Genomic DNA, 23,674 nt, shown 5'->3' on the forward strand with positions numbered 1-23,674 from the left:
AACCTGACCGCGAGTGGCGCAGGATGGAGTTTTTGGACGGCGCGTCGCCGCCATCTTGCGCCACTCGCGGAATCGGCGGGCGGGCTCGCGGGATCGGAGGCGGGCTAGGTCGTGGGTGGGGCCCAGGCGGTCTGGATGATCTCCACGCCGCGGTCGCGCGTGATGAGCTGTGCGCGTCCGGCCTGCGACGGCCGGGGCCGGGCGTTGCCGATCAGCGGCCCCTCGTCGGGGCTGCCCGAGAGCAGGATGCCGGGCTGGGCGAGCTCGCGCAGCGTCTGCAGCACGGGGTCGAACGACGCCCGCGACGCACCGCCCGAGCGCCGGGCCACGACCATGTGCAGACCGACGTCGCGGCCCTGCGCCAGGTACGGCACGAGGGGCGCGAGCGGTGAGGCGTTCTGCGGCGACACCAGGTCGTAGTCGTCGACCAGGACGTACGCGTCGGGGCCGCTCCACCACGAGCGGCTGCGCAGCTGGTCCGGGGTCACGTCCGGTCCGGGCAGGCGGCTCTTCAGCACCTCGGCCAGGCCACCGATCACCGCCTCGATCTGCGCGGCGCTCGACACGTACTCCATCTGGAACTCGTCGGGCAGCTCGCCGAGCATCGCGCGGCGGTAGTCGACCACGATGATCTGCGCCTGGGCCGGCGTGCGGCTGCGCATCACCTCTCGGGCGTACGCCCGCAGCAGCGAGCTCTTGCCCGAGCGGCCGTCGCCGTAGACCAGCAGGTGCGGCTCGGCCTCGACGTCGAGCCCGACCGGCGCGAGGTCGCGCTCGTCGATGCCCAGCAGCACCCGGGGGTCGTCGGGCTGTCCCGCGAGCTCGCGCACGCGGTCCAGCTCGATCCGGGACGGCAGCAGGCGCAGCTTGGGACCGCCCTGCCCCGGCCACGACGCCTTGACCCGGGCGACCAGGTCGTCGACGGCGGGGCCGACGGTCGCGCCGTCCGCCTTGCCGTCGAGGCGCGGCAGCGCCGACAGGAAGTGCAGCTTGGAGGGGACGAGTCCGCGCCCCGGTCGCTCGGCGGGGACGAGCTGGGCGACCTTGCGGTCGATCTCGGAGTCGGTCGGGTCGCCGAGCCGCAGCTCGAGCCGGGTGCCGAACAGATCACGCATCGCCGCACGGAAGTCACCCCAGCGCGACGCACCGGCGAGGACGTGGATGCCGTACGTCAGACCGCGCTGGGCCAGCGTCTGCATCTCCATCTCGAGGGAGTCGAAGTCGGCTCGCAGCGTGCTCCAGCCGTCGATCACGAGGTAGACGTCGCCGTAGCCGTCGTCGACCGAGCCCTCGCGCCGCCGAGCGCGGTAGGTCTCGACCGAGTCGATGCCCTGCTGGCGCAGGTACGCCTCGCGGCGGTCGGCGATGCCGTTGACCTCGGCGAAGATGCGGCGCACCACATCGGGCTCGGCGCGCGTGCCGACGCCCGAGACGTGCGGCAGGTCGGTCATCGCCGAGAACGTGCCGCCGCCGAAGTCCAGCACGTAGATCTGCGAGTCCCGCGGGCTGGACGTCAGCGCGATGCTCGCGACGACGGTGCGCAGCACGGTGCTCTTGCCGCTGCGGGGGCCGCCGACGACGGCGAGGTGGCCACCGGCACCGGACAGGTCGACCGTCAGCACTTCGCGTCGCTGCTCGCGCGGGCGATCGAGCGTGCCCATGGGCACGCGGAGGCCGCCGTAGACGCTCCAGCGCGAGGACAGCAGCCCGGCGTCGTCGGTCTCGGCGAGGTCGGGCATGAGCACGTCGAGCGTGTCGGGCACGTCGAGCGGCGGCAGCCAGACCTGGTGCGCCTGCGGCCCCTGACCGACCATCGTGTCGACCGCGATGTCGAGCACGGACGCGGTGCTCTCTGCCGCGGGCGCGACAGGCATCTCGGCCTCGGCCTCGGCCGGCTCGGCGTCGAGCGGGGCCAGGACGTGGGTCGTGGTGAACGGGAGGATGCTGCGCGCCTGGGCACCGTCCGCCATCGCCGCGGCGGCGCGACGCGGGGGCGGCCCCGAGACGTACGCGGCCTTGAACCGCGTCATGCTCGACTGGTCGGCCTTGAGATAGCCGAGGCCGGGCACCGACGGCAGCTCGTACGCGTCGGGCGAGCCGAGCACGGCTCGCGACTCGGCCGCCGAGAACGTGCGCAGGCCGATCCGGTACGACAGGTGGCTCTCGAGCCCGCGGAGCCGGCCCTCCTCCAAACGCTGCGAGGCGAGCAGCAGGTGCAGGCCCAGCGAGCGGCCGAGTCGACCGATCGCCACGAACAGGTCGATGAAGTCGGGCTTGGCCGACAGCATCTCGGAGAACTCGTCGACCACGATGAACAGGCTGGGCATCGGCTCGAGGTCCTCGCCGGCCGCCCGCGCCTTCTCGTAGTCGCGGGCCGACGCGTAGTTGCCGGCCCGTCGGAGCAGCTCCTGGCGGCGCACCATCTCACCGGACAGGGCATCCTGCATGCGGTCGACGAGCGGCAGCTCGTCCTCGAGGTTGGTGATGACGGCCGAGACGTGGGGCAGGTCCGACAGGCCCGCGAACGTCGCGCCGCCCTTGAAGTCGACCAGCACCATGTTGAGGGTCTCGGAGGAGTGGGTCAGCGCAAGGCCGAGGACGAGGGTGCGCAGCAGCTCGGACTTGCCCGAGCCGGTCGCACCGATCACCAGGCCGTGCGGGCCCATGCCCTGCTGGGCGGACTCCTTGATGTCCAGGTAGATCGGGGCCCCGTTGGCGCCGATGCCGATCGGCACGCGCAGCTGGTCGCGCGCCGGCCGCTCACGCCATGCGTCCGCGACGTTGAGGTTGCGGACGTCGCCGAGCCCCAGCAGGTCGGTGAGATCGGGGGTGCCGGCCATCGCGTCCTCGCGCACCGGTCCCTCGACCGCGCCCAGCGGCGCGAGCCGGCGGGCGAACGCCTCGGCGGACGGCAGGTCGAGATGATCGGCCGACGCACGTACGGGCTCCTCGTGCCGGCGCCACGCCGTCACGGCGGCGCTGTCGCCCCGGTCCTCGAACTGCAGTCGCAGCCGCGTCGGGTCGTCCAGCTCTCCCCAGCGCTCAGGCAGCTCGAGCACCGTGACGCCGTGGACGCCCTCGTCCGGGACGAGGTGGTTGCCCGGGGGTAGCTCGACACCGTCCACCACGAGCAGGACGTGCGGACCCTCGACCGGCTGGTCCGCGCCGAACCGCGGGCGGTCGATCAGCTCGCGGGGCAGCATCGCGGCCAGGTCGTCGATCGATCCCGACACCATGCGGCTGGGTCCGACCGCGTCGTTCTCACGACCGCTCTGCGCCTGCGGCAGCCACTTCACCCAGTCCCAGTGCCGCGCGGCGTCGCCGTCGGTGAGCACGGCCACGACGAGCTGGTCGGGGGCGTGGAACGCTGTGGCCTCGCAGATCATCGAGCGGGCCAGGCCCCGCACGTATCCCTCGGGACCGATGAGCTCGATGCGGCTGAACGCACCCAGGTCGATCGCTGCCGGGAGGCTCGGCTGGGCCCGGTGCACCGCGAGCAGACGGTGCAGCGCGGACGCGCAGACCGGGTCGACCTGGTCGATGGGCGCGGTCTCCGGCGGCACCAGCTCGACTGCCAAGGGCTGCGTCGACGTGCCGTAGCGGACGTGCAGGCGGTGCGGGTCCTCGGCGCCTCTCTCCCACACGCGGCTGCCCTCCTCGGCGAACGTCGCGAGGACGGACGGCGAGGGGTGGAGCCAGACGAGCCCGTCACGCTGCTCCTCGGCGACCCGGCGGACGTTGCCGCGGACCGTCGAGAGGTACTGCAGATACTCGCGCCGGGCGCCGACCACCTTGGTCTTGCGCTGCTTGAGCTGTCGTTCGACGTTGACGGCCACGAAGCCGAGCGTGGCGACCAGGAACATGCCGGCGGCGATGAAGCCGCGCGCACCGGCGCCGCTCGAGGCGACGAAGACGATCGAGCCGACGCTCGCGAGCATCGGCAGCGCCATCATCAGGGCACCGCCGATGCCCTCGTGCGGCTGGAGCTCAGGTGGGGGCTGGAGATCGAAGCGGCCCTCGGGCACGGACGGTCGCTCGATGCGCTCCCCGCGGCGCAGCGTGGTGGACACGTGGACCTCCGTCGGACGAAGAAGAAGGGGTCGGCGTGCCTGCACCCCCGTTGCCGGGCCAATCCTAGGGGGAACTCGGGCCACGCGGCACCACGTACGTGCTATCGGGCTGACAGCCTGTGACGACAACGCCCCCGGGATCAGGCACCATGTACCCCAGGCGAAAAGGGGGGACATGACCGACAGCATCGTGCACGCCACCGTCCGGCTGACGATTCTCGGCGACGGCGGACGTGTCGACGTGGCGGTTCCACTCTGGACCGAGATCTCCTCCCTGGCGCACATGTACGCCGAGCGCACCGACGGTGGCCCTGCCGTCCTGCACAGCGCGGCCGGCCGCGGGCTCGCCCCTCGTGACACCGTCCACGGCGTCGGTCTGACCCACGGTGACGTGCTGGTGGCGATCGCCGGCACGGGCCAGCCGGGCCAGCCGGTTCGCGAGACCGCCGAGGAGACGACCGGTGACGCGCCGGCACCGCGCTCAGAGGGTCGCCGCGCCGTCATGATGCCGCTGGCGACCGGCGCCGCCGGCATCTTCGCCGCCGTCGCGGGCACGCTGGAGGGCGGCACCGCCGCTGACGCCGCCACGGCCGCACTCCTGGTCATCGCCCTGCTGGCCGTGCTGCTGGCACGCGGCGAGCGTCGCGTCGACCGGGCCTGGCTCTCAGTCGTCCCTCTGCTGGTCGCGGCTGGTGCGGCGACCGTGACGATGGCGACCCTCGACGACGGCGACGTCGGTGACGTCCTGTTGGTGGCCGCAGTATCAGGACTCGTGGCAGCTGCCAGCGCCGCCGTCGTCCGCTCCGGGTCTCCCCGGATCGCCGACGACTGGCTCCTCGGCTGGATGGTCACCGGGTGCGTCGTGGCCGGTTGTGCCGCGGCTTGCCTGCTGATGGAGTGGTCGACGACAACCTTCTGGGTCCTGCTCCTCACCCTGGCGACGGTGTCGACCCGCCTCGTACCGGCTCGGGTCGTGGAGGTGCCCGATCACGTCCTGCTCGACTTCGCCCGCCTCGCCGTCACTGCGTGGACCGCGCGTGAGCAGCCGCGGCGGTCGTTCCGAGGCGTCATCCGCCGCGACGACGTCGAGTCCGTCGCGCGACGGGCACTGCGCCTCGTGGACGCGGCCAGCGTGTTCGGCGCGGTCGCCGTCGTCGTGGCCACGGTCGCCCTCCTGCTGGGCGACCACGGCACATCCCGCCGCATCGGCATCATCTTGTTGTGCGTCGGCGTGGGTGGCAGCTTCACGTTGGGCGGCCGGGCACTCCGCATCCGCACCGCACGCCGCGCCCAGCGCAGCGCCGGGACGATCGTGCTGGTGCTCGTCACGATCTACGCGTTCGATCAGCTCGGCGACTCGATCAGGCCGTTCGTCACCGCCGCGATCGTGGCCCTCGGGATGCTCCTGGTCGTCGTCGCCCGCGCGGTCTCCCGCGGCTGGTCCTCGGTGAGGTGGTCACGCACCGCCGAGACCGCCGAGACGTTCGCCGGGATCCTCGTCTACGGCTCGCTGCCGCTCGCCACGGGGCTGTTCGACTGGATGCGCATCCTCACCTCGCCGTGAGAACCGCTCGCCATCACAAAGAACTAGAAAATCCGCCGTTCCAGTAGTCAATCAAGACCACCTGTCATAGTCTGGCCGCACACATCGTCTCGGCGCGAGAGCGCAAGGGGGAACCTCATGACTGATCTCAGCCGCGAAGAAATGGCGCTGACCAAGGCTGCCGGGCTGGTGCGCGACGCGCACGGCGAGCTCAACACCGAGGTCGGCAACATGCCGACCCGTCTGCAGACCAAGGGATCGTGGGAGGGCGGAGGATCCGAGAGCTTCACCGGCCTCATCAACGCCTGGACCCGCGAGACCAACCACATCCTGAAGGCGCTCGAGGTCTTCGACGCCAACCTGACGGGCGCCGACAAGGCGTACACGACCACCGATCAGGCGCAGCAGGACAAGTACACGCAGATCGCCAACCGCATGACCACGCAGGGTTGAGAGAGGACTTCACCATGACCGGAAACACAGGACGTCTTGCCGTCTCCTTCGGCGGCCTCGGCAACCTCGCGGGCGAAGTCGCTGCAGGCGTGGCCAAGCTCGAGGCTCGCCTCAACCAGCTCGACCAGGACCTGACGCCCCTCAAGGGCGACTGGACCGGTGAGGCTGCTGCCTCCTACCAGCAGGCCAAGGCCAAGTGGGACCAGGCCATCCAGGACCTCAAGCTGACGCTGTCCCAGTCGGGCCAGGCCGTCAACGACTCCGGTGAGGACTACCGCCGCACCGAGACCCAGAACGCCTCGTCGTTCGGCGGCTGATCACGCATGGACCCTGACGCACGTCTTGGAACCGCTCCCGCCTTCGGCGGGAGCGGTTCCGGCGCTCACATCGAGCTGACGATCGAAGAGGTCGAGAAGATCGGCCGCGCCACCGCGGCACTCAACGAGAGGGCGCAGGCTGCCCGCACCGAGCTCGCGGACGCCGCGGGGGGTGGCGGCTTCAGCTCGTACCCGTCCGCCCAGGCGCTCTTCGACCAGCACCAGGCCGTCGTCGAGGTCTTCGACAAGACCCTCGCGGCGATGACGACCGATCTCGACGACTTCGGCAGCACGATCGTCCAGGCCGCGCACAACCACGACCAGACCGACAACGACGTTCTCGCCACGATGGCGATGATCGCGGCAAAGGTCGACACCGCATCGCTGATTAAAGCGCACGAGCAGGCCCGCAACGAGGCCGGCCACCGGCTGCAGGAGCCTGATACCGATCTCGACACCACCCCGGAGATCGACGCCTTCGACGAGGAGAACCCCAGTGTCAAGGAGCCGTCCCTCGACGGCCTCCGCTCGGAGGAAGCTCCGAGCATCCCAACCTTCGGCGAAGATCAGGGCGAGGACGCTCTCTTCGACGCCTCCGGAGGAGCTCCCAAGTGACAATCCGCGGCCGCGGGGGCGCCGCTGTCGCCGCCGCATTGGTCCTCCTCACCCTTGCCACACCACCCGCCTCGGCGAAGCCGCTCGAGCCATGGTGGTTCACCAGTCTCAGCGTGGCATCGAACCACGAGCAGTCGACCGGCAAGGGCGTGAAGATCGCCGTCATCGACGGTGCGCTGAACCGCGACATCCCCGAGCTGGACGGCGCCAAGGTCAAGCTGCGTGCAGCTCTTGCGCCCGGCCTGAAGTCCGGGCTCATCAAGCCCAGGTCCTTCTCCCGTGAGTTCTACGCGAGCCACGGCACCGCCATGACCACGCTGATCGTGGGCCAGGGCAAGGGCAACGCGCCCGGCGGGGCCGGCATCACCGGCATGGCACCGGACGCCGAGGTGTACTTCTACCAGATGGATCCCGACCCTACCGACCCGGAAACGCCATATCCCGGCGAGCTGTTCGAGCAGGCGATCAAGGACAAGGTCGACATCATCAGCTACTCCTTCACCAACAGCACCATGCTCGAGCCGCAGATCGAGGCGGCGCAGGCGGCAGGCATCGTCGTGGTCGCCGGCGCGGGCAACCCGAACGCCGCCGTGACCGAACCGGCCAGCCTGCCCGGTGTCGTGGCCGTCGGCGTGCTGGACAAGAAGATCCGCCCGTGGAAGAAGCAGCCCGAGGGCAACATCACGATCATCGCCCCCGGCGTCGACATCGCCTCCGGAGCCATGAAGGGCACCGCCACCCAGGCACGCTGGGTCTCCGGTGTGGAGCGCACCGGCACCTCGGACGCCACACCCTTGGTGGCGGGCGCCCTGGCGCTGGTGAAGTCCAAGTACCCCCATGCCACCGGCAACCAGCTGATCCAGCAGCTCATCCACAGCGCCGGCGGACGCGACTACGGCTACAGCATGGAGGGCGGGTTCGGCGTCATCAGCCTCGAGGAGCTGCTCGCTCGCGACCCGGCCGGCTGGCCCGACGAGAACCCTCTTCTCAAGGGCCCCAACTACGCCTTCGACACGTACCCGCAGTCGGCGTGGAAGGACCCCGACGCCCCCACCCCGAAGCCGACACCCGCCGACACCAACGACAAGCCCGCCGCGGATCAGTCTGCCCAGCCGGCGGCCGAGGACGAGTCGTCGTCACCTCTGCCATGGATCATCGGAGCGGCCGTCCTCGTCGCCCTGCTCGTCGTTGCCGCCGCCATGGCCCGGCGTCGCCGCGGCGTCTCGTCCGCACTCACCACAAAGACAGGGGGAACGTCTGATGGGACCCAATGAGGCAAAGCTGCAGGAGATAGCGGCTACCGCACCCCACAACGCCAGCAGCAAGAAGCGCGCATGGAAGAGCTCCTACGCGAAGGTCACCGAGATCATCGATGAGCTGGATGCCCAGGCCTCGCGCACTCGCAAGGCCTGGACCGGTGCCGACGCGGACGCGGCTGCGGCCGCCTTCGAGAAGAAGCGTCAGCAGCTCGAGGAGTACCGCGACCAGATGGAGAAGTCGGCCCTCGCGATGGAGGAGGCCCGGCACGGTCTCGCGCTCGCGGAGAAGAACCTCGGCGCGCTCCCCCCTGTGGGCAGCCCGCCGGGTTCGGCCCCCGCCTCGCTGGATGCCGGCGCGGACGATGATGCCATCAAGGAGCACAAGGCCGACGTCAAGAAACATGATGCTGCCGTCTCGGCACACGACGCGGCACTCAAGGAGCGCGAGCGCAAGGCGGGAGAGGCGCTCGACTCATTCGATGCCTCGATGAAGGTCGCCCAAGCCCTGCTGAGCAAGGCTGCCCCCATCGGCAAGAACCCGGTGGACGACGACAAGCCCCATCCCACCCGTGGGGGGTCCGGCTCTGGTGGGTCCGGTGGGTCCGGCTCCGGCGGCTCCGGCAATCCCGTGGTCGGCGGAAGCACCGCTGCCGCCTCGATGCTGTCGGCCAGTGGGCACAGCGGTAGCAGCTCGTGGGCCATCGGCGGCCTGCACCCAGGCGCGCTCCTGACCCCCGGCGACCCCGGTCCCGGCCCCGGTGTCGCCGGCGAGCCCGGCGATCCCGGTGCCGGTGGTGTCGGCTCAGGCGGGGGCAGCGGTGCCCCCGGCGGGACTGCGGGCGGAGCTGCCGCCAGCGCGGGAACGATCGGCGGAGGCGGCGCAGGAGCCGCGGCGAGCGCGGCCGGGGCCCTCGGTGCTGGGCGAGGCCTGCTCAACCGTCTGACCGGTGGCGCGAGCGCCGCCGGGAGCGCGGCACCCGGACGTACCGCCGGCATGCAGAACGGCTCGACGCTGGGCGCCCGCAGCGCAGGTGCGGCCGGTGCCGCTTCGTCGAGCGGGGCCCAGTCGGGTGGAGCGCAGTCCTCGGCAGGACGTCCCGGCGGCGCCCAGTCGTCCGCAGGTCGCGCCGGCGGAGCGCAGTCCTCCGCGGGCAGGCCCGGCGGCGCTCAGTCCGGCGCAGGACGTTCCGGCGCCGGCTCGCCGGCCGGCGCCCGTGGGACCGGCTCCGGCTCGCGTGGGGCGGCCGGTGCGCGCGGCGCAGCCGGCGCAGGCGCGGGGGCCGGCCGCTCGGGGCAGCGGCCCGGCGACAACAATGACCAGCTCGTCGACCACATGGCGTTCGACGACGACCAGTGGCTCGACGACGACGACACGACTCCAGGAGTCATTGCATGACCTCCAGCACTGCCGTCCACTCCCTGGGTGGACTGGTTCGGGTGACGATCGCCTCCGGCGACCGTCGCACCGATCTCGCCCTGCCGTCGTCCGTCACCGTTGCCGAGCTGCTGCCTGAGCTCGCGCGGTCGATGGGCGTGCTGGAGCCGGGATCGGCCCACACGGGCTTCCGCCTGCTGGCGGCAGACGGCACCCAGCTCTCGGCGTCGGCCGGGCTCGCGTTCCAGAACGTCTACGACGGTGCCGTCCTGACCCTCGCCCCGGGCCACGAGGACAGCCCTCGCGTCTACGACGACGTCGTCGAGGCGATGTCCGACGTCATCGAGGAGACCACCCGCCCTTGGGAGCCCACGGCCGCCCGTAACACCGCCCTCATCGCATCGGGATCGCTGCTGGCGCTCGGCGCCCTGTCGATCGGCGTCGAGCGCACGAGCATCCTGGCCGGAGCGCTCGCCGGTGGGATCGCGCTGGTGCTGCTGACCGCGTCCATCGTGGTGTCGCGCCTGGAGCACGAGAACGAGATCGCGCTGATGCTGGGCTGGTCGGCAGTCGTCTACGCCGCGGTCGGTGCGTTCACCGCAGTCTCCTCCGACGAGATCCTCGGTGCGCCACTGGCATCCGCGGGAGGCGCCGGCGCCGTGACGGCCATCTTGGCCATGGCCGGGTTGGAGAGCCGGCGACTGCTCATGCTGCCCGGCGTCATCCTGGGAGTCATCGCCGCAGCCGCCAGCGGGCTCGTGATCGCGACCGACCTCGAGCCGGCCAAGATCTACCTCGTGGCGCTGGCGCTCGCAGTCATCGCCTCGGGCGTCCAGCCTGCGCTGGCGCTCACCTCGGCCGGTGCGTCCTCGCCCCAGCCCGAGGACCCTGCGTCCCTCCCCGACGACCCCTCCGAGGTCGACATCGAGAAGGTCCGCACGGGCGCGCGCGTCGGCCATGACGTCCTGCTGGCCACGACCGTCACCAGCGGCCTGCTGCTGATCGCGGTCGCTCCGCTCGCGGTGACCCTGGGTCTGACCGGCATGCTGACCACCGTCGCAGCCGCAGTCGCCCTGCTCGTACGCACCCGGCAGTTCCGCTCCGGCACAGAGGTCGGCGCGGGTCTGCTCACCGCTGCGGCCGGGATCCTGTCCATCGCGATCAGCGTGCTGGTGCTGGAGCCCGACTGGCGTCCCGGCCTCATCGTGGTCCTGATCGTGGTCGCCGCCGGCACCCTCGTCTCGACACTCGTCACCTCCACGCGTACGGTCTCGCGAGGACGGATGGCTGAAGTTCTCGAGCTCATCGCTCTCGTCGCGATCGTCCCCCTGCTCGTCATCGCCATCGGAATCGTCTCGGCCGTCCGGTCCTGATCCAAGGAGAACCATGAACACCGCTCGCAAGATCGCCGCCTCCGGCACCATCGGCCTCGGACTGGCCATGGTCTCGGTCGCACTCCCCGGCATCGCGAACGCCGCCGACACCGAAGAGGTCGGAGCCAGCGTCCCCGCTGGGGCGCCCACGACGGCCGAGATCTCCGCCCGGGCACAGGCGCTCGGCCTGGACATCCCGGCGGATCAGCTCGCCGACCTCGACATGGACGACCTCGAGGCGCTCGCCCTCGCCCGCGACGACGACGACGACGAGACCACCGCACCGACCCCCACGCCGGAGCCGACGACCCCCGACCCGACGACCCCGGAGCCGACGATCCCCACGCCGACGTTCCCCACGCCGACACCCGGGGATCCGACGACCGCACCGACGACGCCGGCCCCGACCTCCCCGACGCGTCCGACCCCCGGCGACTCGATCGATCCCGGCGGCGAGACCGGCGACGTCGACAGCGACGACGACAGCACCCCCGGTGACGACACCGGAGACAGCGATCCGGGCTCGGGCAGCTCGGAGTCCCAGGGCGGCAACACCGGCTCCAGCGTCGACCCCGTGCTCGGCACCGGCGTCGCGCCGCAGAGCGCCACCGCGCCCACCGCGGCCCCGAAGGGCGCTCTGCCCGACGCCGGCTCCCCCGGTCAGCTTCCTGTCCTGGTCCTCGGACTCGGCCTGATCGTGGTCGGTGGGGTGCTGGTCAAGCGCCCGTACGCTGCGCGTCACCGCGTCGTCTGACGCATGGCGAGCAAGCGCGACCTGGTCGAGGCGCACGACTTCAACCGCCGCCGTCTGGTCACCGCTTTCCTGAGCGGTGCTCCGGGCGGGCGTGAGGTGGAGCCGGTTCGCTACGGCCGCACGATCATCGGTGGACTCGTCCTCGCGGGCATCCTCGTCGCCGGAGCCGCCGTCACCGGCGTCCTCAAGCCGACCGTCAGTGACGACTGGCGTGACAACGGGCTGGTGATCGGCAAGGAGAGCGGCTCGCGCTTCCTCATGTACAACGACGAGCTGTTCCCGGTCGCGAACATCGCGTCGGCCCGTCTGGCGCTGCGGGACGAGCCCAAGATCAGCTATGTCCCCGACGACATCCTGGTCAAGGAGCCCAAGCGCAACGCGATCGGCATCCTCAACGCGCCCGACTACCTGCCCCCGGCCAACCGGCTCGTCCAGGACGGGTGGACCGCGTGCACCAACACCGACGGCGGCCTGCGCACCGTCGTCGACACGACACCCGGCGCGAAGCGTTCGTCAGGCTCCGCCCTCGTCGTGCGCTCCCGTGACGACGCGAAGTACTGGATCGTGGCGGACGGCTACCGCTACCCCGTGCCACCGGACGGCGAGACGGGTCGAGCGATCCTTCGTGCGCTGGCCCTCGACCGCACGACCGCGTTCCCAGCTCCCAACAGCTGGCTCGAGCTGCTGCCGGTCGCGAGCCCCATCCAGGCGTTCTCGGTGCCCGGGACCGGTCAGCCGTTCCGGCAGGGCCGGCAGGCGATCGAGGGGCTCGACACGATCGGCACCCCGGTCGACGTCGACGGGCGCAAGTACGTGCTCGCCGAGGGCGGTCTCGTCCCGCTCACCGACTTCGCGTACCAGATCTACCTCGTCAGCCCCAACGGCCAGTCCGAGCCGCGCAACCTCGACCCGGCCGACTTCGGCAGCCTCAACACGCTGCCGAACGAGACGCCGTACCCTCGCGACTGGCCGGACGACGTGCCGTCCTCCTACACCGAGTCGACCCCGTGCCTGATCCTCGAGCGGGGTGAGGACGCCACGACGACGAGCGGCGCCTATCTGGCCTCGTCCACCGACCCGTCGGTGCTGCCGAACGGATCGGCCGTGACGACCGATGTCCAGCAGGGCCGTGGCGCCCTGGTCTACGGCACGACGCGCCCGCAGGGCGGCCCGGTCGACACCGAGTTCCTGATCGACTCGCTCGCGACCCGGTACGCGATCGAGCCCAAGAACTCCGTCGACGAGGCGCAAAAGCGCCTCGGCTACGGCGGCGTCACCCCGGTGCCTGTCCCGCGTGCGTGGACCGAGCTGTTCCGTGACGGACCGTCCCTCGACGTCGAGCGCGCCGGGGCACCCGTCGGATGAGGCGCGCCCTGCCGATGGCGCTGCTCGTCCTGGCCGGGTCCGTCGCCCTCCCGGCCGTCGCAGTGTCGCCCGCCGCGGCCCAGACGACCGATGACGGCAAGTGCACGGTCGGCAAGACCAAGTGGGTGACCGACGCAGCAGCCAACGCCAATCTCGTCCAGACCGGCTTCACCGAGTCGTGGAAGCTCGCGACCGGCAAGGGGACGGTCGTCGCGGTGGTGGACTCGGGGATCAACGCCGACAACCCCCACTTCGACGGCGTCATCGTGGGCCAGAAGTCGTTCGTGGGAGGTTCGGGCACCGACGACCAGCAGGGCCACGGCACCGCGGTGGCCGGCATCATCCGCGCCCGTCAGCTGAAGAAGAAGTCGGTGCTCACCGGTGCTGCGCCGGACGCCAAGCTGCTGTCGGTGCGGGTCAACCTCCTCAACGACGAGATCTCCACGGCGAACGTCGCACGGGGCATCCGCTGGGCCGCCGAGCAGGACGAGGTCGACGTCATCAACGTCTCGATCAGCACCGGTCCGGGCGACCCGGACCTGAAGGAGCTGGAGTCCGCCGTCGCCTTCGCGGTGCGCAAGGACATCGTCGTGGTGGCCGCAGCCGGCAACAAGCCCGGAGACCCCCAGGTCCCCTACACGCAGGTCCAGTACCCGGCAGGGTTCGACGGGGTGCTCGGCGTCGCCGCCGCACGACCCGAGGGCGGCGTCGACAACTGGTCGATCCGCGGCCGGCACGTCGACGTCTCTGCCCCGGGAGCCAACGTCCCCACGACGTTCCACGCGAACGGCGACTGCCTGGTGGGGTTGGATCATCCCTACACCAGCTACTCGACGCCGTACGTGAGCGCGCTGGCCGCGCAGCTGCGTGAGCGCTTCCCCAAGGACTCGGCCGCCCAGATCATCAACCGCATCACCTCGACGGCCGACCGTCCCCGCATGGCCACGCGCAACGATCGCGAGGGCTGGGGACGCATTCAGCCCGTCGCGGCACTGACGAGCTCCAGCGCGGCGCCTCCGAGCAAGCGGACCTCGACGGTCCCGCAGACCACCGGCACGGGCATCCGGCCCACTGCGGTCGTCGCGGACCCGATGGCCGGACCGCGGAACCGCCTGCTGTGGTGGGGGCTCGGCGCCACCGTCCTGCTCGCGGTCGCGCTCGTGGCTCGGCCGCTGAGCGAACGTCGACGCACCCGCTCGAATCGCTAAGCATCCGCTTAGTCCTGCGGTAGGGTCGCGACCATGAAGGCGATCCAGATCACCACGCTCGACGGGCCCACGGCGGTCGAGCTCCTCGACGTCCCCGATCCGGTCCCGGCCGACGGCCAGGTCCTCATCCGCGTGCACGCCGCCGGCGTCGCGTTCCCCGAGGTGCTCCAGACCCGCGGGCTCTACCAGGTCAAGCCGGACCTGCCCTTCACCCCCGGCGCCGAGATCGCCGGCGAGGTGCTGAGCGCCCCCGAGGGCTCCGGCCTCGTCGCGGGTGACCGCGTCGCCGCCCTGTGCCTCCTGGGTGGCTTCGCCGAGCAGGCCGTGGCGCCGGTCTCGGAGACCTTCAAGCTGCCCGACTCCGTCTCGTACGAGCAGGGTGCCTCGTTCATCTTCAACTACGGCACCGCCTACTTCGCGCTGATCGAGCGCGGGCACCTGCAGCCCGGCGAGTCCGTCCTGGTGCACGGCGCGGCCGGCGGTGTCGGCACCGCCGCGATCCAGGTCGCCAAGGCGTTCGGCGCGGGTCGCGTCGTCGCCGTGACGTCGACCGCCGAGAAGGGTGCGGTGGCGCTCGAGGCGGGCGCCGACGAGTTCGTCCTCGCCGACGGGTTCAAGGATGCGACCGTCGCCCGCGGCAAGGTCGACGTCGTCGTCGACCCGGTGGGCGGCGACCGGTTCACCGACTCCCTGCGCTGCCTGGCCGAGAACGGCCGGCTGCTGGTCATCGGCTTCACCGCCGGCGAGATCCCGACGGTCAAGGTCAACCGGCTGCTGCTCAACAACGTCTCGGTCGTCGGTGTCGGCTGGGGCGCGTCCGTCCTCGCCCGGCCCGGCGCCATCGCGGCCGAGTGGGACGCGATGGAGCCGCACCTCGCGAGCGGCGCGCTGCGTCCTGTCATCGGTCCGACCTTCCCCCTCGCCGAAGCAACCCAGGCGCTCCTGACCCTCGACGAGCGCCGCGCCACCGGCAAGGTCCTCCTCACCCTCTGACCCCACCCGGCCGCAGGCGGGGACGGACGATGAGGGTTTGCGGCAGCTGTGACCACCCCAAACGCTCATCCTGGGTCGTACCCGGGACGCACGATGAGGGTTTGCGGCAGCTGTGACTACCGCAAACCCTCATCGCCGGTCCCCCGGAGGGAGGGTCAGCGCTCGCTGTCGAGCATGGCCATCTGCTCGGAGGCGTAGCGGGTACCGGCGACCTCACCGGCAGGCATCGCCGCCTCGATCGCGGCCAGCTGCTCCTCACCCAGCTCCACCCCGACCGCGCCGAGCGACTCCGCGAGCCGTTCGCGCGTACGGGCCCCGACGAGCGGGACGATGTCGTCGCCGCGGGACGCGACCCAGGCGATCGCGGCCTGCGCGACGCTCACCCCGCTGTCCGCCGCGACGGCGCGCAGCGTCTCGACGAGGGCGAGGTTGCGGTCCAGGTTGTCCCCCTGGAACCGGGGCGAGTGCGAGCGGAAGTCGTTCGCCTGGACGTTGTCGCGCGAGTAGTGGCCGCTGATGAGCCCGCGCGACAGCACGCCGTACGCGGTGATGCCGATGCCCAGCTCGCGGCAGGTGTCGAGGATGTCGCCCTCGACACCGCGCGAGACCAGTGAGTACTCGATCTGCAGGTCACTGATCGGGTGCACCGCATGGGCGCGGCGGATCGTCTCGGCGCCTACCTCGGAGAGGCCGATGTGCCGCACGAAGCCGGCCTCCACCATCTCGGCGATCGCGCCCACGGTGTCCTCGATCGGCACGTCGGGGTCGAGCCGCGCCGGCCGGTAGACGTCGACGTGGTCGGTGCCGAGCCGCTCCAGCGAGTAGGCGAGGAACGTCTTGACCGCCCCGGGACGCGCGTCGAAGCCGTACCAACCGCCGTCGGGCCCGCGCAGGGCCCCGAACTTCACGCTGATGTCGACGCTGTCGCGGTCCACGCCCGTCAGGGCATCGCGCAGCAGCATCTCGTTGTGCCCCATCGCGTAGAAGTCGCCGGTGTCGAGCAGCCTGATGCCGGCGTCGATCGCCGCGCGGATCGTGGCGATGCTCTCATCGCGATCCGCCGGTCCGTACAGGGCTGACATGCCCATGAGCCCCAGCCCCATCGCGGGGGTCGTGCCGAGCGTGCCGAGAGTCTTGGTCGCACGTGTCTGTGTGGTCATGTCCCCACCGTGCGCCGCGATCACCAGGCATGGAAGAGGAGCGGTCAACCACGGACTGGCGGTCCCTGTTTAGGACTGGCATCCGGGGCGATGATGGGGACATGGAACGTGAAGCACTGGCCGACTTCCTGGTCCGCCGCCGGGACGCCCTGCAGCCCGGCGACGTCGGCCTCACGGCGGGGCCGCGGCGCCGGGCCCCGGGCCTGCGGCGCGAGGAGGTCGCCCAGCTGACCGGCATGTCGGTCGACTACTACGCGCGGCTCGAGCAGGGCCGCAGCCCACAGCCCTCGACGCAGATGCTGCGCGCGCTGGCCCGCACCCTGCGCCTCAGCCGGGACGAGAGCGACCACCTGCACCGGCTCGCGGGCCACCCCGCCCCGGATCGCGTGAGTGTCTCCTCCCACGTCCGCCCGGTGCTGCTGCACGTGCTCGACCAGCTGGAGGACTGCGTCGCGTTCGTCTGCTCCGACACCGACGTCGTCCTGGCCCAGAACCGGTTGTCACTGCTGCTGCAGGGCGATCATCGCGGTCGTACGGGCGTCGAGGCCAGCTCCACGTACCGCTGGTTCACCCAGCCCGGGGCGCAGGACCAGGCACTGCCCGAGGACCGCGCCGAGCACAGCCGGGTACGCGTCGCCGACCTGCGGGCCACCTGGTCGCGGCGGCGACACGACGCCGACGTCACCGAGCTCGTCGACGCACTGCTGGCGCAGAGCCCCGAGTTCGCCGAGATCTGGGCACGCCACGAGGTGGGCGTCAGGCACATGCGGACCAAGCGCTTCAACCACCCGCAGGTGGGCGTGCTCGAGGTCGACTGCGAGACCATGGCGACCGGGGAGGACGGCCAGCGGCTCGTCATCCTGGGCGCCGCCCCCGGCACCGAGGCCCACGGCAAGCTGCGCCTGCTGGCCGTCCTCGGCCAGCAGAGCGTCGACGCGTAGTCTCGGTGGGTGCCCTCCTCGACCCAGCACCAGTTCACCGGATTCCCCGAGGCAGCGCTCGACTTCTACGACGACCTCGAGATGGACAACACCAAGACCTTCTGGGAGGCCCACAAGGAGGTCTACGCGACGGCCGTCGCCGCCCCGATGAGGGCGCTGGTCGCAGCGCTGGCCGACGAGTTCGGTGAGGCGCGCATCTACCGGCCGTACCGCGACGTGCGGTTCGCGAAGGACAAGACCCCCTACAAGACCCACCAGGGCGCGTTCGTCGCGAAGGGTCCCTCGACCGGCTACTACGTGCAGGTCGGCGCCCCGGGCGTACGTGTCGGGTCCGGCTTCTACGAGGCGTCCCCCGCCCGGCTCGCGAGCATCCGCGAGGCGATCGTCGACGACCGGCGCGGCCGGGAGCTCGAGGAGATCCTGGCCGCGCTCAGGTCGTCGGGGTGGGAGATCGGCGGCAACCGGCTCAAGACCTCTCCGCGCGGCTACGACGCCGACCACCCGCGCATCGACCTGCTGCGTCACAAGTCGATGAACGTGGGCAAGTCGTACGGCTTCGAGCCGGTCATCCACACCCCCGAGCTCGTCGACCGGGTCCGGGCCGACTGGCGTGAGGTCACACCGCTGGTCGAGTGGTTCCTCAGGTACGCCCGGGGCTGAGTCAGATGGTCAGTCCCTTGAGGGCTGCCTCGGGGTAGCGCTCACCTGCCGTGACCCCGACCGGCGCCGCCTCGTCCAGCGTCGCCAGGTCGTCGGCCGTGAGCTCGATGTCCGCGGCGGCGACGTTCTCCTCCAGGTAGGTCCGGCGCTTCGTGCCGGGGATCGCGACGACCCCGTCCTGGTGCAGCACCCAGGCCAGCGCGAGCTGGCCGGGGGTGACGCCCTTGCCCTCGGCGAGGGCGCGCACCCGGTCGACCACCGACAGGTTCGCCGCGAGGTTCTCGTCGGCGAAGCGCGGGCTCGTGCGACGGAAGTCGTCGGCGTCGAGATCGTCCGCAGACGCGATCTTGCCGGTCAGGAGACCGCGGCCGAGGGGCGAGTACGCGACGAAGGCGATGCCCAGCTCGCGGGTCGTGTCGAGCACGCCGTTGACCTCGGGCGAGCGCTCGAACAGCGAGTACTCGGTCTGCACCGCCGTCAGCGGGTGCGTCGCGTGCGCGCGCCTGATCGTCTCGGGCGACGCCTCGGAGATGCCGAGGTAGCGGACCTTGCCCTCCTGGACGAACTCGCTCAACGCGCCGAACGTCTCCTCGATCGGCGTGTCGGGGTCGACGCGGTGGATGTAGTACAGGTCGATCGTCTCGCGGTCCAGGTTGCGCAGCGAGCGCTCGAGCGCCTTGCGCAGGTACGCCGGTGAGCCGTTCGGCCCGACCCGCTCGCCGTGGTCGCCGATCTCGACGCCCGTCTTGGTCGCGAGCGCGTACTCGTCCTTGCGGCTCCCGATCGTACGAGCGATCAGCTGCTCGTTGAGGAAGGGACCGTACATCTCGGCGGTGTCGATCAGGCTCACCCCGAGATCGAGAGCGCGGTTCAGCGTCGCCGCCGACTCCTCGTCGTCCCGGGCCCCGTAGAACGCGGACATGCCCATCGCGCCGAGCCCCTCGACGCTGGCCTCGAGCCCCTGGCTCCCCCATGCGGTGGTCTTCATCTGGCCGTCACTTCCCTTCGGTCACTGCTGATGTGTAGTAGTCGATCTTGCGGTTGATCGCCTCGAGGTGCGTCTGGACCTCGGCCAGCTGCTCCAGGACGTGCACCCGGTGGGCCTCGAGGATCGCGAGCCGGTCCGCCTCGCTGCCGTCCACGCGATAGAGCTCGACGAACCGCTTGATGTCGCGGATCGGCATGCCCGTGCGGCGCAGCATCACGAGGGTCGCGAGCCAGCGGAGGTTGTCCTCGCTGTAGCGACGCTGACCGGACGGCGACCGCCCGGGACGGTGCAGGGTCAGGCCCTCCTTCTCGTAGTAACGCAGCGTGTCGATGCTGAGACCGCTCATCTCGGCGGCCGCGCTGATCGTGAGTCCCTCCGGAGGCACCTCGGTGACGGTCATGGATCCAGCATGGCCCTTGGAGCGCACTCCAGGTCAAGGCCGCGGCTTGCACGACGCGTTCAGGGGTATGTCCATCGCACGCACGTGTCGTGCGCCGGACACGGGAGGTGCGAGATGTCGGCCAAGGTTGCCGTGGTGGTGCCGATCCACGACCAGGAGGCGTGGCTGCCGGCGGCGCTGGAGAGCCTGCGCCACCAGCGCTTCACCGACTGGGAGTGCGTCATCGTGGCCGACGGCTCGCCCGGCGACACCGCAGCAGCGGCTGCCGCGATCCTGGACGATCCGCGGGTGACGCTCGTCGAGGACGCCGCCAACCGCGGCCTCGGTGCGGCACTCAACCGTGGCCTCGACCTCACCTCCGCACCCCTGGTCGCCTACCTGCCCGCCGATGACGTCATGCACGCCGAGCACCTCGCGGCGCTCGTCGAGGCGCTGGAGGCCGATCCCACAGCACCCCTGGCCGTGACCGGGCTGCGGCACGACACGGATCGTACGTCCACCGGACGCATCGAGGGCGAGCCGCTGCAGCTGGTCCAGGTCATGCACCGGCGCACCGCCGACCGCTGGGTCGAGCGGGACGAGCTGACCACCGACGACCTGGACCGCATGCTCTGGGACCGGCTGCTCACGGCGGGACCCGCCGCCACGACCGGCCGGGTCACGGCCACGTGGTCGTCGCACCCCGGTCAGCGTCACCGGCTCATGCGGGAGCCGTGGGGCGGCATCAACCCGTACCGGTCGCGGTACGGCGTGACCGCGCCCCTGCGGTTCCACAGCACCGCGGGTCACCTGCACGACGAGGTCGAGCACTATCGCACGTTCCGGGAGCGCCCGAGGACCCCGCACACCCCGGACGGCCTGCGCATCCTGCTGGTCGGCGAGCTCGCACACAACCCCGACCGCGTCCTCACGCTCGCCGAGCGGGGACATGAGCTGCACGGGCTGTGGACCGACCGGCCACTGTGGTTCAACACGGTCGGCCCGCTGCCGTTCGGGCACGTCAGCGAGGTGCCGCGCGAGGGCTGGCGCGACGCCGTCCGCGAGCTGGCTCCCGACGTGATCTACGGGCTGCTCAACTGGCAGGCCGTGCCGTTCGTGCACGAGGTGCTCAGCGCGGACCTCGGCATCCCGTTCGTGTGGCACTTCAAGGAGGGACCATGGTTCAGCCGGGAGCACGGGCACTGGCCGATGCTGGTCGACCTGCACACCCGCACCGACGGCGTCATCTACTCCAGCCCTGAGCTGCGGGACTGGTTCCACGCCACGGTTCCGGCCAGTCGGACCCGGCCCAGCTGCATCGTCGACGGAGACCTGCCCAAGGCCGAGTGGCTGATGGGCGAGCAGTCCCCGCGACTGTCGGAGCGGGACGGTCAGCTGCACACCGTCATCGCGGGACGCCCCATGGGCCCGCCGCCGGAGGTCGTCGAGGAGCTCGCGCGTCACGACGTGCACCTGCACGTCTACAGCGAGAAGGGCCACGCCCAGATGCGCGAGTGGGTGACCGAGGTGCGCAGGGTCGCCCCGCACCACCTGCACCTGCACCCGCAGGTCGACCAGGAGGACTGGGTCGCGGAGTTCTCGCAGTACGACGCCGGCTGGCTCCACGACGTCCGCAGCACCAACGGCGGGGACCTGCACGCAGCGACCTGGGGCGACCTGAACTATCCCGCACGCATCGGGACGTACGCCGCGGCGGGCGTCCCGATGATCCAGCGCGACAGCCACGGCTCGATCGTCGCGAGCGAGCAGCTGATCCGCGATCTCGACCTGGGCTTCACCTGGCGGGAGCCGTCCGACCTCTTGCAGTCCCTCCAGGACGCCGAGCGACTCGACCGGCTCCGCAAGAGCGTGTGGTCGCAGCGCGACCGGTTCACGTTCGACGCGCACACCGACCAGATCGTGAGCTTCCTGCGGGCCCGCTCGTCCTGATCCGCGGGGTCAGCCCTCGGCCTCGAGCCGCAGGCCCGCCAGCAGGAGGTCGAGCCCGGCCCGGAACTGGTCCTTGTCGTCGTGGTGGGCGAACTCGTCGGCGATCTGGTGCACGAACGGATACTGCTCGGGGTCGAGCCCGCGCCACAGATCGGCGAACCGGGCCAGGTACTCCTCGCGCCCGACCTCGCCGTCGACGACCTCACGCGGCGGCTCCTGCCCCAGGTCGGCCGCGGTGCCCACGGTGTACCCCACGATGGCCGAGACGGCGTGGAACCGCTGGCGCGGCGTGAGGTCGAGCCGCAGGGTCACCTGACCGAGACGTTCGTACAGCCGCATGGTGTTGGGCTGCAGCAGCGAGTTGCGCATGAAGTAGGCCGCGAGCCACGGCCTGACCACGATCGCGTCGAACATCCGCACGGCCATCGTCCGCAGCTCGTCGATCGGGTCGTCGGCGTCCGGACGCGCCTCGAGCTCGGCCAGCAGCGGACCGACCGCGTGGTCGGTCGCGAGGTCGAGCAGCTCGTCCTTGCCCGAGACGTACCAGTAGATGCTGCCGACGCCGCCACCCAGACGTCCGGCGAGCGCGCGGAAGGTGAGCGCCGGCACCCCGGCCTCGTCGAGGAGGGACACCGCCTCGTTGAGGACCGCCTCCATCGAGTGCGAGGCGCGGCGCCGGGGGCCACTCGGGCGCTGGGGACGGGAGCGGGGGGTGACCATGCCGCTCATTCAACCAGACCCCTTGCCACCGACCGAACGTCGTTCTATTGTATCGAACATCGTTCGTTACTCGAACGTCGTTCGATTCGAAAGGGGCGACCACATGTCGACCACGTCTTCACCCACCCGCACGTACTCCTCCCTGCGATCCGCCTGGATCCCGCTGACCGCCTTGTGCCTGGCCTTCTTCGTGGAGATGGTCGACAACACCCTGTTGACCATCGCGCTGCCCACGATCGGGCGCGATCTCGGCGGTGGCACGACCGCGCTGCAGTGGGTCACCGGCGCGTACTCCCTGACGTTCGGCGGCCTGCTGCTGACGGCCGGGTCGATGGCCGACCGCCTCGGGCGCCGCCGCGTGCTGCTGGTCGGGCTCGCGGCGTTCGGCCTGATCAGCCTGTGCGTCGTGGCCGTCTCCACGACCGGCGAGCTCATCGCGCTGCGGGCAGTCCTCGGCCTCGCCGCCGCCGCGATGGCGCCGATCACCAACTCCCTCGTGTTCCGCCTGTTCGACGACCAGGCCCTCCGCATGCGCGCGATGACGCTGATGATCGTGGTCGGCATGTCCGGCTTCATCCTCGGACCGGTGCTCGGCGGCACGGCCCTGGCCCACGTCAGGTGGGAGTGGCTGCTCGTCGTCAACGCCCCGCTCGCACTGATCGCCGCGATCGGTGTACGCCTCGGTGTCTCGCCGGACCGGCGGGACGACCTCACCGACGATGCGCTCGACCTGCCCGGCGCTGCGCTGAGCATCGCTGCGATCGGCCTGGCCTGCTACTGCCTCACCAGCGGCGTCGAGCACGGCTGGCTCTCGGCCGTGACCCTCTCCTCGATCATCGGCGCGGTCGCTGCAGCCATCGCCTTCGTCAGGCACGAGAGCCGCACACCCGCCCCCATGCTCGACCTCACACTGTTCCGCAACGGCACCCTGCGGGGCGCCGCCCTGGCACAGATCGGCACGTCGATCGCGATGGCCAGCGTGATGTTCGGGCTGATCCTGCACTTCCAGTACGCATACGGCTGGAGCCCGATGCGCGCGGGTCTCGCCAACCTGCCCATCATCGTGACGATGATCGCGGCCACCCCGGTGTCGGAGTGGCTCGCGCGCAGGTTCGGCCACCGGATCGCGTGCCTCCTGTGCTCGGCCCTCATGGCCGGCTCGCTCGCAGGTCTCGCGTGGGGCGTCGACCACGGCTACGCGCCCATCGCGGTCGCGATGGTCGTCATGACGATCGGGATGCGCACCGTGATGACGATCTGTGCGGTCGCGCTGGTCGAGGCCATGCCCGCGAACCGGACCTCGATCGGCACCGCGCTCAACGACACCGCGCAGGAGGTCGGTGCGAGCGTCGGCACCGCGGCGGTCGGCACCCTCATCGCGGTGCTGGTCACCTCCCGGCTGCCCGCCGGCACGTGGAGCAGCGAGCTCGTCGCGTCGTTCTTCCACGGAGAGCGCATCACGTACGCCGTGCTGGCCGCGGTGGTCGGGCTCCTCGCGGCCGCCGGTGCGCTCACGCTGACCGACTCGCGCAGCACGGACGAGCACTGAGC

The 23,674-nt window shown here is 71.1% G+C and carries 20 protein-coding genes; 15 read left to right on the forward strand and 5 right to left on the reverse strand.

Annotated features, from left to right (window positions below; all coding sequences use genetic code 11):
* Nucleotides 1-104: 104 nt before the first annotated feature.
* Nucleotides 105-4,070, reverse strand: a complete 3,966-nt coding sequence (eccCa, locus tag GEV26_RS16115; RefSeq protein WP_243838795.1) for a type VII secretion protein EccCa — start codon at nt 4,068-4,070, stop codon at nt 105-107.
* Nucleotides 4,071-4,245: 175 nt separating this feature from the next.
* On the opposite strand from eccCa, the gene GEV26_RS16120 reads away from it, so the two are divergent.
* The 11 genes from GEV26_RS16120 (at nt 4,246) to GEV26_RS16170 (ending at nt 15,325) form a co-directional block, all read left to right on the forward strand.
* A complete protein-coding gene (locus GEV26_RS16120) occupies nt 4,246-5,634 on the forward strand; it encodes a hypothetical protein (RefSeq protein WP_153654582.1) in 1,389 nt (462 codons plus the stop codon).
* Between the two features lie 117 nt (nt 5,635-5,751).
* Nucleotides 5,752-6,066, forward strand: coding sequence for a WXG100 family type VII secretion target (locus GEV26_RS16125; protein ID WP_153654583.1), 315 nt, complete (start codon nt 5,752-5,754; stop codon nt 6,064-6,066).
* Nucleotides 6,067-6,080: 14 nt separating this feature from the next.
* A complete protein-coding gene (locus GEV26_RS16130; RefSeq protein ID WP_153654584.1) occupies nt 6,081-6,383 on the forward strand; it encodes a WXG100 family type VII secretion target in 303 nt (100 codons plus the stop codon).
* 6 nt (nt 6,384-6,389) lie between these two features.
* Nucleotides 6,390-6,998, forward strand: coding sequence for a hypothetical protein (locus GEV26_RS16135; RefSeq protein ID WP_153654585.1), 609 nt, complete (start codon nt 6,390-6,392; stop codon nt 6,996-6,998).
* 113 nt (nt 6,999-7,111) lie between these two features.
* Nucleotides 7,112-8,272: a S8 family peptidase gene (locus tag GEV26_RS16140; RefSeq protein WP_194839893.1), complete on the forward strand. Its 1,161-nt coding sequence runs from the start codon at nt 7,112-7,114 to the stop codon at nt 8,270-8,272.
* Complete coding sequence (locus GEV26_RS16145) at nt 8,259-9,653, forward strand: hypothetical protein (protein WP_153654587.1); 1,395 nt, start codon at nt 8,259-8,261, stop codon at nt 9,651-9,653. The genes GEV26_RS16140 and GEV26_RS16145 overlap by 14 nt, the downstream gene beginning before the upstream one ends.
* Entirely contained in the window at nt 9,650-11,005 is a 1,356-nt protein-coding gene (eccD, locus tag GEV26_RS16150; protein WP_153654588.1) for a type VII secretion integral membrane protein EccD, read from the forward strand. Before GEV26_RS16145 ends, eccD begins: the two co-directional genes overlap by 4 nt.
* 13 nt (nt 11,006-11,018) lie before the next feature.
* A complete protein-coding gene (locus GEV26_RS17940) occupies nt 11,019-11,759 on the forward strand; it encodes a hypothetical protein (protein ID WP_194839894.1) in 741 nt (246 codons plus the stop codon).
* Nucleotides 11,760-11,762: 3 nt separating this feature from the next.
* Nucleotides 11,763-13,124, forward strand: a complete 1,362-nt coding sequence (gene eccB, locus GEV26_RS16160) for a type VII secretion protein EccB (protein ID WP_153654589.1) — start codon at nt 11,763-11,765, stop codon at nt 13,122-13,124.
* Nucleotides 13,121-14,332: a S8 family serine peptidase gene (locus GEV26_RS16165; RefSeq protein ID WP_153654590.1), complete on the forward strand. Its 1,212-nt coding sequence runs from the start codon at nt 13,121-13,123 to the stop codon at nt 14,330-14,332. Before eccB ends, GEV26_RS16165 begins: the two co-directional genes overlap by 4 nt.
* Before the next feature lie 33 nt (nt 14,333-14,365).
* Nucleotides 14,366-15,325, forward strand: coding sequence for an NADPH:quinone oxidoreductase family protein (locus tag GEV26_RS16170; RefSeq protein ID WP_153654591.1), 960 nt, complete (start codon nt 14,366-14,368; stop codon nt 15,323-15,325).
* A 155-nt stretch (nt 15,326-15,480) separates the two neighbouring features.
* Here the strand turns inward: GEV26_RS16170 and GEV26_RS16175 are convergent, their stop codons facing one another.
* Nucleotides 15,481-16,485 (reverse strand): aldo/keto reductase, encoded by a 1,005-nt coding sequence (locus tag GEV26_RS16175; protein ID WP_153654592.1) that lies wholly within the window; start codon nt 16,483-16,485, stop codon nt 15,481-15,483.
* A 101-nt stretch (nt 16,486-16,586) separates the two neighbouring features.
* On the opposite strand from GEV26_RS16175, the gene GEV26_RS16180 reads away from it, so the two are divergent.
* On the forward strand, nt 16,587-17,426 hold the full coding sequence (locus GEV26_RS16180) for a helix-turn-helix transcriptional regulator (protein WP_153654593.1): 840 nt from the start codon (nt 16,587-16,589) through the stop codon (nt 17,424-17,426).
* Nucleotides 17,427-17,435: 9 nt separating this feature from the next.
* Entirely contained in the window at nt 17,436-18,086 is a 651-nt protein-coding gene (locus GEV26_RS16185; RefSeq protein WP_279586747.1) for a DUF2461 domain-containing protein, read from the forward strand.
* Nucleotide 18,087: 1 nt separating this feature from the next.
* Here the strand turns inward: GEV26_RS16185 and GEV26_RS16190 are convergent, their stop codons facing one another.
* Together GEV26_RS16190 and GEV26_RS16195 are read right to left on the reverse strand one after the other, a co-directional pair.
* Nucleotides 18,088-19,074, reverse strand: coding sequence for an aldo/keto reductase (locus tag GEV26_RS16190; protein ID WP_153654594.1), 987 nt, complete (start codon nt 19,072-19,074; stop codon nt 18,088-18,090).
* A 7-nt stretch (nt 19,075-19,081) separates the two neighbouring features.
* Nucleotides 19,082-19,474, reverse strand: a complete 393-nt coding sequence (locus GEV26_RS16195; protein ID WP_153654595.1) for a MerR family transcriptional regulator — start codon at nt 19,472-19,474, stop codon at nt 19,082-19,084.
* Nucleotides 19,475-19,588: 114 nt separating this feature from the next.
* Here GEV26_RS16195 and GEV26_RS16200 point away from each other — a divergent pair, with 114 nt between their 5' ends.
* A complete protein-coding gene (locus GEV26_RS16200) occupies nt 19,589-21,403 on the forward strand; it encodes a glycosyltransferase (protein WP_153654596.1) in 1,815 nt (604 codons plus the stop codon).
* 9 nt (nt 21,404-21,412) lie between these two features.
* Here GEV26_RS16200 and GEV26_RS16205 read toward each other — a convergent pair whose 3' ends face one another.
* Nucleotides 21,413-22,123, reverse strand: a complete 711-nt coding sequence (locus GEV26_RS16205) for a TetR/AcrR family transcriptional regulator (protein ID WP_243838797.1) — start codon at nt 22,121-22,123, stop codon at nt 21,413-21,415.
* Nucleotides 22,124-22,226: 103 nt separating this feature from the next.
* Between GEV26_RS16205 and GEV26_RS16210 the strand changes: the two genes are divergently transcribed.
* Nucleotides 22,227-23,672: an MFS transporter gene (locus GEV26_RS16210; protein WP_153654597.1), complete on the forward strand. Its 1,446-nt coding sequence runs from the start codon at nt 22,227-22,229 to the stop codon at nt 23,670-23,672.
* Nucleotides 23,673-23,674 lie beyond the last annotated feature (2 nt).

Origin of the sequence: Aeromicrobium yanjiei (assembly GCF_009649075.1) — a bacterium.
Classification (GTDB): domain Bacteria; phylum Actinomycetota; class Actinomycetes; order Propionibacteriales; family Nocardioidaceae; genus Aeromicrobium; species Aeromicrobium yanjiei.